The sequence below is a fragment of the Aquabacterium sp. OR-4 genome (assembly GCF_025290835.2).
Classification (GTDB): domain Bacteria; phylum Pseudomonadota; class Gammaproteobacteria; order Burkholderiales; family Burkholderiaceae_C; genus Pseudaquabacterium.
In genome coordinates this window covers 1,769,701-1,785,464 of the sequence record NZ_JAOCQD020000002.1, presented here as the reverse complement: position 1 = coordinate 1,785,464, position 15,764 = coordinate 1,769,701, and the positions used below count along the sequence as shown (strand labels likewise).

Annotated in this window: 16 protein-coding genes, 1 tRNA gene and 1 pseudogene; 6 read left to right on the top strand and 12 right to left on the bottom strand. The window is 66.4% G+C overall.

What is annotated here, in order from left to right:
* Positions 1-7 precede the first annotated feature (7 nt).
* The 4 genes from N4G63_RS20040 to N4G63_RS20025 all read right to left on the bottom strand — a co-directional run bounded on the left by N4G63_RS20040 (position 8) and on the right by N4G63_RS20025 (position 3,826).
* Entirely contained in the window at positions 8-910 is a 903-nt protein-coding gene (locus N4G63_RS20040) for a plasmid partitioning protein RepB C-terminal domain-containing protein (protein WP_260787112.1), read from the bottom strand.
* A complete protein-coding gene (locus N4G63_RS20035) occupies positions 907-1,803 on the bottom strand; it encodes a plasmid partitioning protein RepB C-terminal domain-containing protein (protein WP_260787113.1) in 897 nt (298 codons plus the stop codon). Before N4G63_RS20035 ends, N4G63_RS20040 begins: the two co-directional genes overlap by 4 nt.
* A complete protein-coding gene (locus tag N4G63_RS20030; protein WP_314600229.1) occupies positions 1,800-3,311 on the bottom strand; it encodes a recombinase family protein in 1,512 nt (503 codons plus the stop codon). Before N4G63_RS20030 ends, N4G63_RS20035 begins: the two co-directional genes overlap by 4 nt.
* 263 nt (positions 3,312-3,574) lie before the next feature.
* Positions 3,575-3,826, bottom strand: coding sequence for a helix-turn-helix domain-containing protein (locus N4G63_RS20025; RefSeq protein ID WP_205702781.1), 252 nt, complete (start codon positions 3,824-3,826; stop codon positions 3,575-3,577).
* Positions 3,827-4,343: 517 nt separating this feature from the next.
* Here N4G63_RS20025 and N4G63_RS20020 point away from each other — a divergent pair.
* Positions 4,344-5,138: a hypothetical protein gene (locus tag N4G63_RS20020; RefSeq protein WP_260787114.1), complete on the top strand. Its 795-nt coding sequence runs from the start codon at positions 4,344-4,346 to the stop codon at positions 5,136-5,138.
* A gap of 168 nt (positions 5,139-5,306) precedes the next feature.
* Here N4G63_RS20020 and N4G63_RS20015 read toward each other — a convergent pair whose 3' ends face one another.
* Positions 5,307-6,062 carry a hypothetical protein gene (locus N4G63_RS20015; RefSeq protein ID WP_314600107.1) on the bottom strand — a complete coding sequence of 252 codons (756 nt, stop codon included), beginning with the start codon at positions 6,060-6,062 and terminating at the stop codon, positions 5,307-5,309.
* Between the two features lie 288 nt (positions 6,063-6,350).
* Positions 6,351-7,520, bottom strand: a complete 1,170-nt coding sequence (locus N4G63_RS20010; protein ID WP_314600106.1) for a ParB/RepB/Spo0J family partition protein — start codon at positions 7,518-7,520, stop codon at positions 6,351-6,353.
* A gap of 1 nt (position 7,521) precedes the next feature.
* Here N4G63_RS20010 and tnpA point away from each other — a divergent pair, with 1 nt between their 5' ends.
* The 4 genes and pseudogenes from tnpA to N4G63_RS19995 all read left to right on the top strand — a co-directional run bounded on the left by tnpA (position 7,522) and on the right by N4G63_RS19995 (position 9,069).
* Positions 7,522-7,866 carry an IS66-like element accessory protein TnpA gene (tnpA, locus tag N4G63_RS20005; protein WP_260787118.1) on the top strand — a complete coding sequence of 115 codons (345 nt, stop codon included), beginning with the start codon at positions 7,522-7,524 and terminating at the stop codon, positions 7,864-7,866.
* The gene (tnpB, locus tag N4G63_RS20000; protein ID WP_260787119.1) at positions 7,863-8,195 is read left to right on the top strand and encodes an IS66 family insertion sequence element accessory protein TnpB; all 333 of its coding nucleotides are present in this window, start codon (positions 7,863-7,865) and stop codon (positions 8,193-8,195) included. Before tnpA ends, tnpB begins: the two co-directional genes overlap by 4 nt.
* Positions 8,196-8,256: 61 nt before the next feature.
* Positions 8,257-8,565: pseudogene (locus tag N4G63_RS28355) on the top strand (transposase domain-containing protein); the annotation flags it as partial.
* On the top strand, positions 8,548-9,069 hold the full coding sequence (locus N4G63_RS19995) for an IS66 family transposase (RefSeq protein ID WP_443112089.1): 522 nt from the start codon (positions 8,548-8,550) through the stop codon (positions 9,067-9,069). The pseudogene N4G63_RS28355 and the gene N4G63_RS19995, both read left to right, overlap by 18 nt.
* A 205-nt stretch (positions 9,070-9,274) precedes the next feature.
* Here N4G63_RS19995 and N4G63_RS19990 read toward each other — a convergent pair whose 3' ends face one another.
* The 5 genes from N4G63_RS19990 to N4G63_RS19970 all read right to left on the bottom strand — a co-directional run bounded on the left by N4G63_RS19990 (position 9,275) and on the right by N4G63_RS19970 (position 13,304).
* The gene (locus N4G63_RS19990; RefSeq protein ID WP_260787120.1) at positions 9,275-9,532 is read right to left on the bottom strand and encodes a hypothetical protein; all 258 of its coding nucleotides are present in this window, start codon (positions 9,530-9,532) and stop codon (positions 9,275-9,277) included.
* Positions 9,508-10,152, bottom strand: a complete 645-nt coding sequence (locus tag N4G63_RS19985; protein WP_314600105.1) for an AAA family ATPase — start codon at positions 10,150-10,152, stop codon at positions 9,508-9,510. The genes N4G63_RS19990 and N4G63_RS19985 overlap by 25 nt, the downstream gene beginning before the upstream one ends.
* A 106-nt stretch (positions 10,153-10,258) precedes the next feature.
* Entirely contained in the window at positions 10,259-11,254 is a 996-nt protein-coding gene (locus tag N4G63_RS19980; RefSeq protein WP_314600104.1) for a site-specific integrase, read from the bottom strand.
* A gap of 68 nt (positions 11,255-11,322) precedes the next feature.
* Positions 11,323-13,149: a DUF6538 domain-containing protein gene (locus N4G63_RS19975; protein WP_314600103.1), complete on the bottom strand. Its 1,827-nt coding sequence runs from the start codon at positions 13,147-13,149 to the stop codon at positions 11,323-11,325.
* 78 nt (positions 13,150-13,227) lie between these two features.
* Positions 13,228-13,304 (bottom strand) — tRNA-Met (locus tag N4G63_RS19970).
* 275 nt (positions 13,305-13,579) lie between these two features.
* Between N4G63_RS19970 and ftsY the strand changes: the two genes are divergently transcribed.
* Positions 13,580-14,821, top strand: a complete 1,242-nt coding sequence (gene ftsY / locus N4G63_RS19965; RefSeq protein WP_314600228.1) for a signal recognition particle-docking protein FtsY — start codon at positions 13,580-13,582, stop codon at positions 14,819-14,821.
* Here the strand turns inward: ftsY and N4G63_RS19960 are convergent.
* Positions 14,784-15,734 carry an AraC family transcriptional regulator gene (locus N4G63_RS19960; RefSeq protein ID WP_314600102.1) on the bottom strand — a complete coding sequence of 317 codons (951 nt, stop codon included), beginning with the start codon at positions 15,732-15,734 and terminating at the stop codon, positions 14,784-14,786. The two genes, ftsY and N4G63_RS19960, sit on opposite strands and share 38 nt — an antisense overlap.
* Positions 15,735-15,764: the final 30 nt, after the last annotated feature.

Below are 15,764 nucleotides of genomic sequence, written 5' to 3'. Positions count from 1 at the left end.
TGCAGCGCTACTGCGTCGGCAGTTGCTTGATCTCCGCTATCAGCTGGAGCTGTTGCAGGTACTCGGCGTGCGTCTTGGCCAGCCAGCGGACGACGGCGGCGTTTTCGAGCAGCGTCTTGCCAACGTAGGTCTTGATGATCTCCAACTGCAGGTTGGCCGGCCCGTAGCCTTCCTCCAGAAGCTTGGTGTCGGCCTGCACGGCAGCCAGTTCACGCTGCAGTCGCTGAAGAGCCTCCGTCGGGCCGGCGCGCTGACCCTTTGCTGTCGCCGCTTCCGTCAGTTGTTCCGGCGGTGTGGCCTGCAGCATGGCCAGCGCCAACTTGATGGTGTAGTTGTTGAGGTTGATCATGGCCTGCGCCACGTCAATCTGCCGGAACGGCTTCATCTGTTTAAGCACCTTGAACATGCCATGGGTGGCAGGCTTGTCGGCCAGCAGTGACACCGCCTCGCTGCAGATGCCATCGAGCAGCTTGAACTGCTGCCGTATGGCGCCGGGGGATACGGCCAGCACATCGGCCAGTTGCTGGACCGACACGCCCCGCTCGGCGGCACGGACGATCATGCGGTGCTCCTGCACCACCGAGAGTCGGTTGACGCGCTTGTTGTAGGTGTAGGCCTCGTCGTCCGTCGAGATGAGGCACAGCGCATGCTGCGCGGCCAATTCGCGCAGCGCCTCCAGGCGCATGCGTCCGTCAAGCACCGTGAACGTGCCGGCAGTCTCGCGGCTGTGCGCCACCACGATCGGCTCCACAAGGCCGATGGCCTGCACCGATGTGCGAATCTGGTGATATTTGACGGTCTCTTTGATGCCGGCCGGCAAGGGGATGCCCGGCTGGAGCAGGTCGAGCGCGATCTCCTTGCAATTCCGCTCGAACCCCAGCCGGACCGACTTTGGCGGCTTCTGGCTCATCGCACCAGGCCCCCGCGCGGCACCAATTCAGCCAAGGGTTGCGGCACGCTCACCAGCTTCTCGGAACGTAGCAGGGCGCAGAACTCCTTGCTCGCGAACAGTTCCTTGAAGATCTGCTGGGCCAGCAGCAGCGACTTCTGCGTGTACTCGGCCTTCTTTTGGATCCGCCGGTGCATTTCGACGTCGCGCTGGTACAGCTTGGCCAGGTCCTCGGGGCTCATCTGGCGCCGCGTCGGGCCCCTGGCAAACGAATTGGTGCCCTTTTTGCCGCTGCGCTCCCGCTGCTCGAGGATCTTACGCACAACGGTGATCTTTCGACCCGTCAACTCGCCGCTTTCGTAGGCATCCATCAGCAGCTGCTGTGCGTCGGCGCCATTCGCACGAGAGATGCTGACAGCCAGGTTGATCGGGATGTGGCCTGCTTCGGTGGCCGCCAACAATCGCTTCTCGCCGCGCTCCAGCAGGTTCACCACGTTGTTGACCCACGAGGGCGTGCAGCCGAGCTTGGCCGCCACTTCGGAATCGGTGTAACCGCGCTGCTTGAGGACACGCACATGCTCGAGCGTCTCCACGGCGCGGGGCGTTCGCCGGGCAACGTTCTCCACAATGCTCATCACGTGCCCGGTCTCTTCGTCGACGTCGACGATCAAGGCGGCGATCTCGGTCTGCCCCAGCATCCGGCAGGATTCCAGGCGCCCTTGTCCGCAGATCAGCGCATAGGGCGTACCACCTTGCCCCGGCGGTACGCGCCGCACAGTGATCGGCCTCTTCAGACCGACCTGATCAATGCTCTCGGTGATGGTCTTGTGGATCCTCGGGTTGCGGACACGTGGGTTGACTACCGCGATGTCGGCAATCGGGATCATTTCAATGTGGGGGGACGATTGGGTCATGCGGCGTCCTGCAGAGAAACACGTCCCGCCACTTGGTAGAAGAAGTCGAGCGAATCCGTGCGGTAGGCATCCAGTGTGAAGCCGTTGTCTTCCAGCGTCGGCAACGTGTCTGGAATGAAGTCGATGGCTGGGAAAACGTAGTAGTCGAAGACCCGCTGGTTTCCGGGGTCCATGCGAGCCACGACGGTGATGTCCGGCAGCAGGCTGGCGTCGAAGCGGATCCGCCACCGTTGCGATCCAGCGGGTGTCGGTTTCGATCTCGCGATCACCAGCGACACGGTGAACTCGCCGTTGACGGTGAGCAGGTCTGTCAAGGGGTCACGCACCGTCCAGCCGCCTGTGCTGACGAGGTTGGCCGCCATCTGCTCGATCAGTTCGGGATGGTGGCGCCGTAGCGCCCGATTAATCTCCAGATAGGCATAGTCGCGCCGCGGGGTGTAGCCGATGAGGCTGTAGGCCCGCAGCAGGCAGCCGAACCTGCTGCGATATGTGGAGCTGGACGGCGCGTCCTCGTCTTCATCGATGACGATGCCGGACAAGGCGCCGTGCTTCTGCAGTGTCCGCCGGAGAAGGTCCAGCAACTGATCGTCATCCAGATGCTGAGAGCGCGCGGCGATGATCGCCTGGGCTTGCACGAACATGTGCATCGGAACAATGGCTTCGAACGCACTGTCGCGACGCACCCATTCGTCCGGCGGGTTGCGCACGTGCCGGACCTTCAGCTTGTACGACGTGCGATTGTAGACGTTGTTGCCGATGTACTTCTCGTTGGTCAGGATCTGGTGGACCGTGCCGCGCGTCCAGGCGCGCCCCGCGTCCGACGGGATGCCTTCCCGGTTGAGCACGGAGGCGATCACGCGCTCCGGCATGCAGTCTTCGAGAAAGAGCCGATAGATGCGATGCACGACCGCCACCTCTTCGGGCGGGCCGGGGACCAGCACCACGCGGTCGGTCTGGATGCTCTTCTTCTCGCCGCGCGACAGCAGCCCCTTGACGTTCTGTTGCTCGTCGACCAACTGACGCCGCAGCCCGAACCCGGCGACGCCACCTTGGCGAAAGCCGTGCCGGACGATGTTGCTGGCGCCGGCAAACACTTTCACTGAAAGCTCACGGCTGTACTCGGCCGCCATGCTGCGCTTGATGCCGATGAACACAGTGGACGGCAACGAGCCGTCGTTGTTGAAGGGCTCGGCACAGTAAATGACCCGGATGCCGCGGCTCTTGCACGCGTGCTCATAGACAGCGGCTTCGTCGGGGTCAGGGAAGCGGCCCCAGCGGCTGACGTCGTAAACCAGTACGGAACTGAACTTCGGATTGGGTTGCTTCACGTCGTGAAGCAACGCCTGCAGACCACTGCGACCTCGGAGGTTCAGCCCGCTCTTGCCGGAATCCTCGTACGTCCGCACGATCCGCATCCCGTGGCGGGCTGCGTACTCGCTGATCGTGGCGGCCTGATTTTCAGTCGAGTACCTCTGATGCTCCGTGGACATGCGAACGTACTGGGCCACCGGTATCCCGGCGTCCTCGGCATCGTCTTCATCGCTCTGCCCAGCCTGATCCTGCACCCGATAGCCTCACCTGATCGCAACGCTTACATGTGATGCCTACATGGTCTGGTCAGTTCGTGACGGCTTCATGACGCGGGCGCCGACGCACTGTCTTGGTACCTCCCCGCATGAAAGGCTGGCAGGCAGCGGCTTGATGGCATGGCGCGAGATGTGCCCTCGTGATCGGGGTTGGGAACGCCTGCTGCAGCAGAGACTTTCCTGCTTTATGCCTCGCGTTTGCAGCGCTCAACGATGGCGCGCACGAGCTCAGCCGCGTCCACCTCCAACGCGTCAGCAATCCTGACCAAGACGGCCAGCGAGGGCTGCGTCTGCGCCACTTCCACGCGCGCGATGAAGGACCGGTGGACGTCCGCGCGGTGCGCCAACTCCTCTTGGCTGATGTCAATGCGGCCGCGGCGCGCTTTGATTTCAGCGGCGGCGGCTCGCAATACCAGTTCGTCTTGGGCTTTGCGCATCCTCGGAAATGGTGAGGATGTGGTCGCATATATGCACCCTCATATATGGTACAAAGCGAGATTGAACCGATCTCTCTCATGGCCGCAATGCAGCTGTCCAGACGGTCGCCATCGAGCCGGTTGAACCGGCGCAACGTCTCGCCTGAGGAGGCCAAGAACATGAAGACTCGCCCGTTTGCGGCAACCGCTGGCCTAGTCGCGGTGGTATTGCTGAACGCTGTCGCTGTGCGTGCAGCCGATACCGACCCGCGCCGCCAGAGCGGCGAGCGAGCCGCAGATCGGAGCAATACGCCTCTGGCTGCATCCAGCATTCCGGATGCTGTTCTCCTTGCTGCCGCGATAGCCGCGCGCAAGGACTCCGATCCTGAGCTGAACGGGGCCATCCGAGTCTTCCGCCCAGCGCGGGCCTCTGCGGAGCGGCGCTGACCGCATCAGCCCAGACCAAGGCCGCGAGGTCTGCGTGTGCAGACCGGGGCTCGGCCGCATGCCCCCAGTGCTTCCCTTCGATCAAACCAACATGACTCTGTCTGCCCTCCGCCCCTGTCGCAGCCTCATCGCCACCGCACTTCTCGCCGCCCTGAGCGCCGGCCCCGTTCAAGCGGCATCGATCTACAAGCCGCAGGACACCAAGGGCGCAATTGCCTCGTACGACCTTCTCGGCGTGAAGCTGGGCATGAGCGAGGCCGAGGCCGTTACAGCCATCCGAAAGCGCTTCCCGCCGGGTAGCAAGGACGCCAACGATCGGCCGATCAACCTCAAACAGTCCGACTACGAGCTCACCAGCCCGGCAACCGGTGCCAAGGTGAGGGCAGGCATCCGCTTCGATCTGCATCCGGAAGCGAAGTCGAACTTCGATTTCGTGAAGGTCTTCCTCCACGAAGGGAAGGTCTGGGCGGTCTGGCGCGACGATGCGAGCGGTCGGTATGCCTACGAGAAGATGGTCGCCGACGTGCAGGCCAAGTACGCGGACGCCGCGCCCATCAAGAGCGCCTTCATGATCGTGAACGGTGGCACCATCGCGCCGCAGCAAGGTGATCCCGCCATCCACGGTGCCGAGCTGTTTGAAGGGCAGTGCTTGGACTTCCCGTTCGTCCGCAGCGGCAGCGGTGACAAGATCAGGCTCGACCCCGCCTGCCGCAAAGCTTTCGGCGTCAGCTACCAGCCCCAGCACAGGAACGGGGTCAAGATCCTGGCGTCCGGATTCGGCCAACTGGTGGACCTCGATGCAGGGCGCTCGTTCATGAAGTACATGGCTTCTGGCGCGGGCAACATCAATGGCGAGAAGCCGAAGACCGGCGACGCGAAGCTCTGAACAGGCATTCCGTGAACCATCGGCAGGTGAAGGCCAACGAGCTCGAGGACATGAAGGATCGACGCCGGAAGCCCGTGACGTGACGACACGGGACGCAGGCCGAGAGCCTGGCGGCGCACGACACCGTTGCGTCAGGGCAAAGGTGTTGCCCCGACGTACGAGCGAACATCAGAGAATGAAGCTGCCCTGATCGGCGTAGCCAGAAGGCTCGATGGCCAGCTCGGCCAGCTGAGGTTTGAGGTCGCGCTTGCAGTGGAAGGCCTCACCGCCGTCCTGAATCCAGACGCCCAGTCGGCGCTCCACCCAGCCATGCGCCATCGCGTCGGCCCAGTCCAAACCGTGGTGCCACTCCGGCTTGATGTCGGTTCTCTTGGGGCTGAGCAGCACGCAGATGGACAGCTCGTCGCCGGCATGGGCGTCCACGCTCACAAGTGCAGGCAGACGGCCGTCGACCAGGAAGCGGTACATGTGCGCCTGGCAGCGTTGGTTCTCCGGCGAGGCGCCGGGCCACCAGTTGTCGGTAGGCGTGAGGCCGAATAGCCGCTGATCAAGACCGGCGTTGATGGCCGACACCATCAGGTTGCGCCAGGCCCACCAGCGCGCACTGCGCTTCTTGCGCAGAGGGTCGTTGCGGAAGGGCGTGTAGGAGTGTTCGAACTCGGGCACGAGGCGAGCCCCACCTGGGATCGCGTGGTGACCGAGTTCGTGCAACCGTTTCACCATGCGTGCATTGCTGGGCTTGGGAACCTCGACCGTGGCGCGGCCGCTGAGTGCGTCGCGAAGCGCGGCATGGGTCCTGAAGCCAAGCGCCGCTGCGAGGGCCTCGCTCATATGGGCGGAGGGGACACCGCGTGTGCGGTGTTGGGCGCCATGCTTGAGATGTCGCACGGCGGCCGAGGAAACGAAAAAAGTCGAAACAGACATGCCAAATTCCTTAGTGCATGGTCGATGTCTGCCGATTACGCACCGACCAGAGGAATGGGCACGGTCTGCGAATCAGAAAGGGAAGCGGAAAACGTTGTTTAACCCGGCAGCAGGTTCAGCGTAACGCGGCTGTGGGCGCATCTTATTCGTTTTGACAGGTGCCGTATGCACAGCGCCTGCGCGCCGCCACCCGACTTCCTGCACGCCGAGCCCTTGCGGAGGTCAAGCCCTTGTCCCGCCCTCGGATGGAAGCATGCTTCCATCCATCCTGCACTCCGATGAGCAGACTCATTGCGCCGCAGAGATCGACCGGTCGCTTCGCCGCTTGTGCAAGAACAAAGTCACTTGGGCGACCAGGGCTTCGCAGTCGGACTTGGACAGGCCGGCGTGGACCCGAAGCGTCACCGCACTGGGCCCCGAGGACTGAATCTCGACGATGGCTCTGGTCTGTGCATCGACGGCAGCCGGGGCAGGTTGATCGGCCTGGGTGATGGAGCCTCCATCACCCACGGCAAGGCGCCGGGGCACCAGCCTCACAATGGCCTGCCTGGCTGGCAGTGGCCCGTCTACTTCCAGCAGACCGCGCGCGCGGTGCAGTAGGCCCTCGGCATCCTGCGTCCAAGCTGCACGCAGCCGCTTTGCATCGTCGCAGCCGATCTCCACCGGGTTCCGGAAGACCGCGATCAGATCGGCGGGCATCCCAGCTAACCACATCTTCCGGCCGGCGTCGGCTTGGTCGATGCCCAGGGCTTCCGCCATCTGGCGCTGGCTGCTGTACAGCTGAGCATCCATCAGCTGCTTGTAGAACAGGCCAGCTTCATAGGCAGACAGGGGCGCCCGGTCCCTGTTCTCGGCGTGGGCCCGCCTTACCAAGTCCCCTTCGGCGAGCTTTTCGACGATTGCGCGAACGGGCAGGCCGAGCTCCAAGCAAGCCTGGCGGCGCCGATGGCCGTAGACCAGTTCGTAGCGTGGCTGCGCAGTGCCGCTGCGGCCCGAGGGCAGGGCGCGGACGAGGACAGGGACGTGGTTTTCACCATCATGTTGGATGCTCCTTTTGAGGTTTTGGAATGCGTCGCTGCGGTAGCTCTCGTCGTGCCGGTTGAACCAGCGCGACACATCGATCTGCCTGGGGTCCAACAGCAGCACCGTCGGCGCTGACGCCTTCGGCTTCTCGCTACGCTGGGCCTGGCCAAGCTTGATCGTGGTCCGGATCTGGACAACCTTCTCCCCGCGCTTCATCGCCGCTCGGGCAACGCCGCGCACCGCCTGGTCAAGCCGGGCGCTGCGATGCGCGCCGGCACCAACGCCTGCATGCAGGGCCGCAGCGTCGTTCATCGGTGCGGTGGCGACGAGAGGTTCAGGCGGATCCATCATGAACTGTAAGCGTCCGGCGAACCCATCTTGAACCGGGGCGGTGCGGCGATAACGATCCTGTCCAGTTAACGAATAGCTGGACACGATGGATACGGAGAAGAGTCGTAAGCGACGGCGCCACAGCGCCGAGCTCAAGGCGCAGATCCTGGCCGAGTGCGCCGTGCCGGGCGCGTCAGTAGCCAAGGTCGCAATGGCGCACGGGATCAACGCCAATATCGTGCATGGCTGGCGCAAGCTGGCCCGCGAGGCAGGTGCAGTGACTGTGTCGCAGCAGTTCGTGCCGGTGGCGGTCGCGACGACCGCGGTGCCGTCGGCGGACAAGCAGGCCATCGAGGTTGAGCTGCGCCGCGGCGCCATCACGGTGAAGCTGAGCTGGCCCATGAGTTCGGTGATGGATTTGTCGGGCTGGATGCGCGAGTTGCTTCGGTGATCAAGGTCGAAGCGGTGTGGCTGGCTGTGGAGCCACTGGACATGCGCGCTGGCACCGAAGCAGCGCTGGCGCGCGTGGTCACGGTGTTCGGCGCAGCACGGCCGCACCATGCCTATCTGTTCGCCAACCGGCGCGCCAACCGCATGAAGGTGCTGGTGCACGACGGCATCGGCGTGTGGCTGGCGGCCCGGCGCTTGAACAGCGGCAAGTTCGCTTGGCCCAAGGACATCAGTGGCACGCTGACGCTGAGCCGGTCGCAGTTCGATGCGCTGGTGCTGGGCCTGCCCTGGCAACGCATCGGTGAGGCGGGCGTGATCACGCTGCTGTAGCGCGTCCATTGCGGCATCTGCCAATGGTGGTCGCAGGCTGCGCTTGGCACGATCACACTCCGTGATCGCCGAAGACCTCGACACGCTGGATCCGGAGCAACTGCGCCAGGCACTGCGTGCCTCGCGCGCCGAGATCGCGTTCAAGCAGGCGGTCATCGACAAGCTCACGCACGAGAACGCGCTCCTCAAGCGGCTGAAGTTCGCCGCCAAGAGCGAGGCCTACAACGCCGAGCAGAAGAGCCTGCTGGACGAGACGCTGGACAGCGATCTGGCGGCGGTGGCCGCCGAGATCGAGGGGATGCAAGCCCCGACCAAGGCGCCTGGTGAGAAGCAAACCCCCAAGCGCGAGAAGCTGCCGGCGAACCTGCCGCGCCGCGAGGTTCACCACGAGCCCGAGGACACCACCTGCGGCTGCGGCACACCGATGCAGCGCATCGGCGAGGACGTGGCCGAGAAGCTGGACTACCAGCCGGGCGTGTTCACGGTGGAGCGGCACATCCGTGGCAAGTGGGTGCGGCAGCAGCGGCAGAAGATCCCGGATGGTTCGGCCACAGCTCGGGCGATCGACTACAGCCTGAACCGCTGGGTGGCGCTGACGCGCTTCCTGGATGATGGTGATCTGCCGATCGATAACAACTGGGTGGAGAACCGCATCCGGCCCATTGCGATCGGACGGCAGAACTGGCTGTTCGCCGGATCACTTCGCGCCGGTAAGCGTGCCGCTGCTGGCATGAGCCTGATCCACTCAGCCAAGCTCAACGGGCTCGACCCCTACGCCTACATGCGGTACGTGCTCGAGCGGCTTCCTACGCAGCCGGCCAGCCGGATCACCGAACTCCTGCCGCATCACTGGCAGCCCATCACCTCCGCCTGAGCTCCGCACCCGTCGTCAAGACGGGTTCGCCGGACGCTTACCATGAACTGACCAGGGGTTGCGACAACAAGCAGTCTGCCGAGACCGCGGAGGTTTGTCGCGCCGAGCGCAGGCAGCGCGCTGCCTGCGATGTCGAACAGCACCGACGGACGGTGACACGGTGACGTGGTGGCATGTCACCACGCCACCACTTCGCTGGCGCGGTTCAGTCCCCCGCCAAGGGCGGCAGGCCACGCTGCCGGAGCAACTCACTCACCCCTTCGAGCAGCAGGCGCTGTAGCGACGTTCGTTCGCGCATGGCGAGTTCCGTGGCGCGGTGCCAGTCTGCGGGGCTGAGGCGGACAGCGATGCCCACGCGCTTGTTCTTCCCACGCGTGGGGACGATGCCCGGGCTCGTCGAGGCGTTCGCCTCGTCCACTGGCTTGACAGCGAATTTGCTCAGGCTGCTTGCGGCGTTTGCCATGCTTGTTCCTTCATGTGTTCGTACAACCAATCCCAGTAGACGTTGATCTCGGTGGCGGCTTTCGACCTGCCGGGCGCAAACTCGGTCACCGCAAGGCCAGCCGTCAGCGCGCGCGAGTAAGCCCTGCGGTCACCGATCACCACCGGCGCCACCCGTCCGCCGCCGCCCAGCGCCTCGATGGCCTGCATGACTTCCGGAGCGCGGGTGGGCGCGCGGTTCACCACGAAGGAGTAGCCCCGGCCGGCGGATCGAGCCAGGGCCACCGAGCGGGCGGTGGCCGAGAGGTCGGGCATCGTCGGTTGCGTCGGGATCACGATGTGGTTGGCCGCGCGCAGCAGTGCGGCCGTGCCGGGTGCCGCGTGCGGCGGGCAGTCGATGACCGCCAGGTCGAAGCTCTCTGACTCGGCGCTTTCCAGAAGCTGCGTGATGGACGACGGCTCGACGCGGGCGACGAAAGGGTCCGTGGCCTGTCGGTCCTGGGCCCAGCTGGCCACCGTGCCTTGGGGGTCCGCGTCGATTAGGATCACCTTCATCGACCGCGCCGCCGCGACCGCGACGTGCACGGCGATCGTGGACTTTCCGGCGCCGCCCTTTTGAGAGAAAACGGCGAGTTTCAGCATGACCGCCCCCACGATGCAACGCCGCCTTCATGCCGGCATGTCGCCATGTCATCACTGTTGTTGGCGAGGTTTGGCCAGGCTGGCCGGTCATCGCGAGAGCTTGGCTTCATGGCATGTCCTTGGGTTCGCTGAGCAGGTTCCTGGCGTTCTGGGCGCGGCGCACGGCGTCGATGTCGTTGGCGCTGGGTTCTGCCTCCAGCGGTCGGCCGCCTCGGGCGTGACGCGCCGCGGCGTAGTTGCGGCCTGCCGTGGCCGTGCTGGCGTGGCCCATCAAGGCGGCGACTTCCACCTTCGAGTAAGTCGCCTTGGCACGCGCGGCGAAGCAATGTCTCGCCGTGTACAGCGACGGATACCGGTCCCGGCCCGGAAAGGTCTCGCGGGCAACATCACAGATCAGGTCGCGCACGCCGTCGTAGAGCGTCTTGTAGCCGTCCTCGCCGAAGCTGCGCACCAGTTCCAGAAAGGAGGCGACGATTGCCAGTTCCGTGCGATCGCACTTGCCCAGCCCGATGGTCCGGGTCGCCGAGTGCGAGCGCCCGTTGGTCGCCTTCGCGTTCACGACGACCAGCGACGCGCCGTCGAGCATGGCCCGGCGCCACTCGCAGGGCCGCAGGCCCGTCAGCAAGGTGGCGGTGATCCAGTGGCGGGCCGGTGTGGCCCAGATGCTGCGGGACCGACCGAATGCTTCGCTCAGCCTGGCCCAGTCCTGCATCGACAGCCACTTGGCCTTTTGCTGGGCGCCGCGTAGCGTCTGAAGGTTCCGCGCACGTTTCTCCCGGAGCTCATCCTGTCGGTCGGACTCGCTCGCCGAAGGTTCGGGGTCGATGATCTTCAGCACGTCCCAGTCCCGCTCACCCGGTTCGGCCTCGATCAGGTGCAGGATGGCCGCGCGGTACAGGCGTGCGGTGGCCTCGGTCACGGTGGGTTCCAGGCAAGCGTAGGCGATGGCCACGCGCACGTTGCGATCCGGGATCTCGGCCATGTCGCCCGCTGCCAGCAGCTTGGCGGCGTGGCGTTCGAGCCGGGCCACCACGCGCCTGTAGAAGCTCTGCGTCTCCCGCGTTTGTGTGAGTTGTGTGGTTCGCATTTCAGGCGCGCTCATGTGGTTGTTAATGCGGCGTGGTGGTGGTGCTGAAATGCGACTGGGGGCGTGCTGCCTGAAATGCGGGATCAGGCCGCTGCGGTGCCGGGTTCCGCAGGGGCCGGCGACGCGGCGTCGGCCGGTCGGCCGCAGGCGCCGGCGACCCGCTCCGTCATCGTCTGCGCCACCTTGTGGCTGTTGGCGTGCCAGCCCGACTTCCACCGCTTCCCTTCCAAGACAGTGAGTTCTTGGACGATGGCCGCAGCCTCTTTCAGGCCTGCGAAGTCGATGCCGAAGGTGAGGCAGCGATCGACATGCTCGCGCAGTCGCAACATCAGCGGCTTGTCGTTGTCGGCAAAAGCCGCCGCATCGACGTAGGTATCGAGGTGCGTCGCGTTGCCGCGATTCCCAGCGGCGCCACGCCCTGCCTGCAGCCGAAGCTCGGTGTCCTGCGATGCGTGGCCGACGATCAGTTCAGCGTCGCCGACCGGCACCCCGCGCACGTGCATGCGCGTGATGGCGGTGTGCCTGAACGAATGGAACACTTTCTTGGCGGTCTTCAGATCGCAGTCGCGCAGATGCTCCGAGTACACGCGGGAGAGGTGCTTCGAGGGATCGTTCTTCCGCGTCTTGTTCATCGGGCGATGCGGAAACAGCGCCTGTGCGCCGGCCAGGCGCAGCTTCTCGACGTAGGCCAGGAAGCCGAGTTCGACGAGCGCCGACGCGATGGGAATCCTGCGGACGGAGTTCTGGGTCTTGGGCCCGTCGCTGTCGTTGAGCTCCTCGGTGATGTTGATCACCCACAGCTGCGATGGCGCGTCGAGCACGATGTCGGCCACGCGCAGGCCGACGAGTTCTCCCGCGCGTGCGCCGCTGAAGAGCGCCAGCAGCGGCGCCCAGAAGTCATCCGCCGCGTTCAGGTTGCGCAGATAGCGCCGCGGTTCGAAGATGCCTTGGATCTCGGCTTCATCGAAGAGGTCGTAGTGGTTGGACTTCTTCTCCTTGCTGGAGATCACGCGGTACTGCGCGGTGGCTCGGTCGAAGGCGTCGTCGATCGGGCTGATGGCGATCCAGTCGTTGGCCAGCGCCTGGACGAAAAAGTCTTGGAGGTGGCCAAGCGCTTTCTTGATCGTGCGCGCGTTGAGGGTCTTCAGCTCTGCCTTGGTCGGCTCGACCGCGGTGTCTTCAGGCGACGTCGCCGCACGCTTGCGGTCTGCGAGGGCCACCCTGGCGGCCTTCGACGGACGCTTGGCGTAGCGATCGACGAAACCTTTGACGTCGGACCGGGTGACTTCGTGGACACACACGGTCTCTCGGTCGCGGCCTTGCGCAGCCAGATCATCGAGCAGCAGGGTCAGCGTGCGCAGCTTCTCGCCGGGCGTGCTGCGGGTGCCGCGCGTGACCTCGGCGGCCGATCCCGCGTTCGCGGCAGCGACGAACTGCTGGATGGCCTCGACCATCGGCGTCGGGCGAGCGACGCGGTGAGCGCCGCTGGCGGCCTGCTTGAGATCCTGCACGAGGCTGGCCATCGCCTGGCTGGGATCTTCGCCGCGGCGGATGGCCTGCATCAGCGCGTCGCGCAGGTCGCCGTTCTGCGTCAGGAAGCTCTGGAAGAGGCGGAGGTCGTTGTCGTCCTTGATCTCGGCTTCGATGCCGCCCGGCAGCTTGAGGTTGAGCGGGGTGATCAGGTGCCGGAGATCGGCGGCAGGGTCCTTGGACATGGCGGCGCGCAGTCGTTCGAGTTCTAAGTTGAGCTCGAGCGCGAGGATGCGTGCTGTCCGGCAGTCCTTCGTGCGAAGGGAGACCCTGATCTCGCGGCGCGCGCCCACGCGCTCGCGCAGAGGCACCGGCACGATCCACCGGAAGGTGAAGGTGCCGTGTCGGTTGCGGGCGAGTCGAGCGGGCTTGGCGGCCAAAAGTGGATACCCTAGGTGGATACCCCGGCCAAAGAAAAAGCCTCGCAAGTCTTTGACCTGCGAGGCTATTTTAGATTTTGGTGGCGCTTCAGGGACTCGAACCCCGGACCTGCGGATTATGATTCCGTCGCTCTAACCGACTGAGCTAAAGCGCCAAGAGCCCGCGATTATAGCCAGGATCTTGGAACCTTTCGCAAGCCCCCCGGCGCCGAATCCCAAACGCATGTTCAGCTTCTTCAAGAAAAAGCCCACACCCGACCCGGCCGACGCGCCAGCGGCCGCGCCCGCAGCCAGCCCCGCCGCCGAGCCCGAGGCGCCTACGGGCGAGGGCAGTTCGTGGTGGAGGCAGGCGGTGGGCAAGCTCACCGGGCGGGCGGCTGAACCGGCGGCGGCGGCGCCTGCGCTGGCTCCGGCCCCGGCGCCGCAGGTCATGCCGGCGCCAGTGCCAACGCCAGTGGACGCGCCGGCCCCGGTGGCACCCGCACCCGCACCCGCACCCGCACCCTTGGCCGCAGCACCTGCTGCATCGGTGGCGGCCCCAGTGGCAGCCCCTGCGGTCGTGCCGCCCGAACCGGCCTCACCACCCGCGCAAGCCGTTCAAGCCGTGCCGGTGGTGCCATCGCCCGCCTTGCCGCGGCCCATGCCCGTGGCGCCGGCGGTGCCAGCGCCTCCCGCACCCGTACCTGCACCTGCACCTGCGCCCGCGCCCGCACCTGCACCCGCACCCGCACCCGCACCCTTGGCCGAAGCGCCTGCGCCAGCCCCGGCGCCCACGCGCCAAAGCTGGTTCGACAAGCTGCGCAACGGCCTGCGCAAGACCGGCTCGTCGATTGCCCAGGTGTTCACCGGCACGCAGATCGACGATGCGCTGTACGAGGAGCTGGAGGCCGCGCTGCTGATGGCCGACACCGGCGTCAAGGCCACCGAGTTCCTGCTCACCGACCTGAAGCGCCGCGTCAAGGAGGCCAAGGCCACCGATCCGGCGCGTGTGAAGGGCCTGCTGGCCGATGCCGTGGCCGAGCTGCTGGCGCCGCTGGAAAAGGGCCTTGAGGTGGGGCGCTACGAACCCACGGTGATGATGGTGGTGGGCGTCAACGGCGCCGGCAAGACCACCAGCATCGGCAAGCTCACCAAGCACCTGGCCGATGCCGACCAGCGCGTGCTGCTGGCCGCGGCCGACACCTTCCGCGCCGCGGCGCGCGAGCAGCTGGGCATCTGGGCCGACCGCAACAAGGTCGAGATCATCAGCCAGGAAGGGGCCGACCCCGCGGCGGTGAGCTTCGATGCCGTCTCAGCCGCCAAGGCGCGCGGCCGCGATGTGGTGATCGTCGACACCGCCGGCCGCCTGCCCACCCAGCTGCACCTGATGGAGGAGCTGAAGAAGATCAAGCGCGTGATCGCCAAGGCCGACGCCACGGCGCCGCACGAGGTGCTGCTGGTGGTGGATGGCAACACCGGCCAGAACGCGCTGACCCAGGTGAAGGCCTTCGACGACGCGCTGCAGCTCACTGGCCTGATCGTCACCAAGCTCGACGGCACGGCCAAGGGCGGCGTGCTGGCGGCCATTGCCCGCGAGCGGCCGGTGCCGGTGTACTTCATCGGCGTGGGCGAGAAGCTGGAAGACCTGCAGACCTTCAGCGCCCGCGAGTTCGCGAAGGCCTTGCTGGAGTAAGCGGGGCGGCGGCCTCGGGCAGCCACACGCGCAGCGCCGGCCGCGCCAGCACGGCCGAGGGCGGCAACCCGAACATGGCGCGAAAGGCCCGGGTGAAGTGGGCCTGGTCGGCAAAGCCGGCGGCCAGTGCGGCGTCGGTGAGGCTGTGGCCGCGTGCCGCCCACTGCGCGGCCTGGGTGAGCCGGCACCACAGGCGGTAGCGCCGCAGCGGCGTGCCGGCCTGCGCGCTCACCAGGTGGCGCAGGCGCGAGGCCGACAGCGCAATGCCGGCCGCGGCCGGCGATGGCAAGCCGCGCAGCGGCGGGGCGCCGCTGGCGGCCGCGTCGGGCGCCAAGGCCAGGCTTCGCACCTGGGCCAGGGCGCGCAGCACCTGCGCCGCACCGTGGCGCCGGCTGGCCAGTTCGCCGGGCGGGGGTGGCGCCAGCGGGGGCAGCGCCTCGCACAGGCCGGCCATCAGCCGGGCCAGGCGCGGCGCGCTGTGCAGCCGCCGTGCCCAGCGCAGCGCCCGGCACCAGTTGGCGGCCCCAGGCAGCGGGCAGGCGCCCGTGGCCGCATCCGATGCCTGCGCCGCCGGGCCGGGCGCCAGGCGCAGGGCGGCGCGTGCGGCCCGGCTGCCGGGCTCGAGGTACAGCACCGCCACCGCGCCATGGCCACCATCCACCCGGTGCGGCCAACCGGGCGCAATGCACCAGGCGCTGGCACGCTGCATCGGCGCCTGGGCATCGGCCGCGGCCACGCCCACCGGCCCATCCAGGCCCACCAGCAGGGCCGGGGCGGCATGGGTGTGCGGCGCCACCGGCCCGAGCGGCCCGACAAACAGCACGGCCAGCGCATGGAACACCAGGCAGCTGTCGGCGCCGGTGGCCGCGCGGGCCGGGGGGCGACGGCCCTGCAGCACAGCCGAATCGTTCAATGCCGCGCCCTCCGCGCTGCCTAGAGTGCG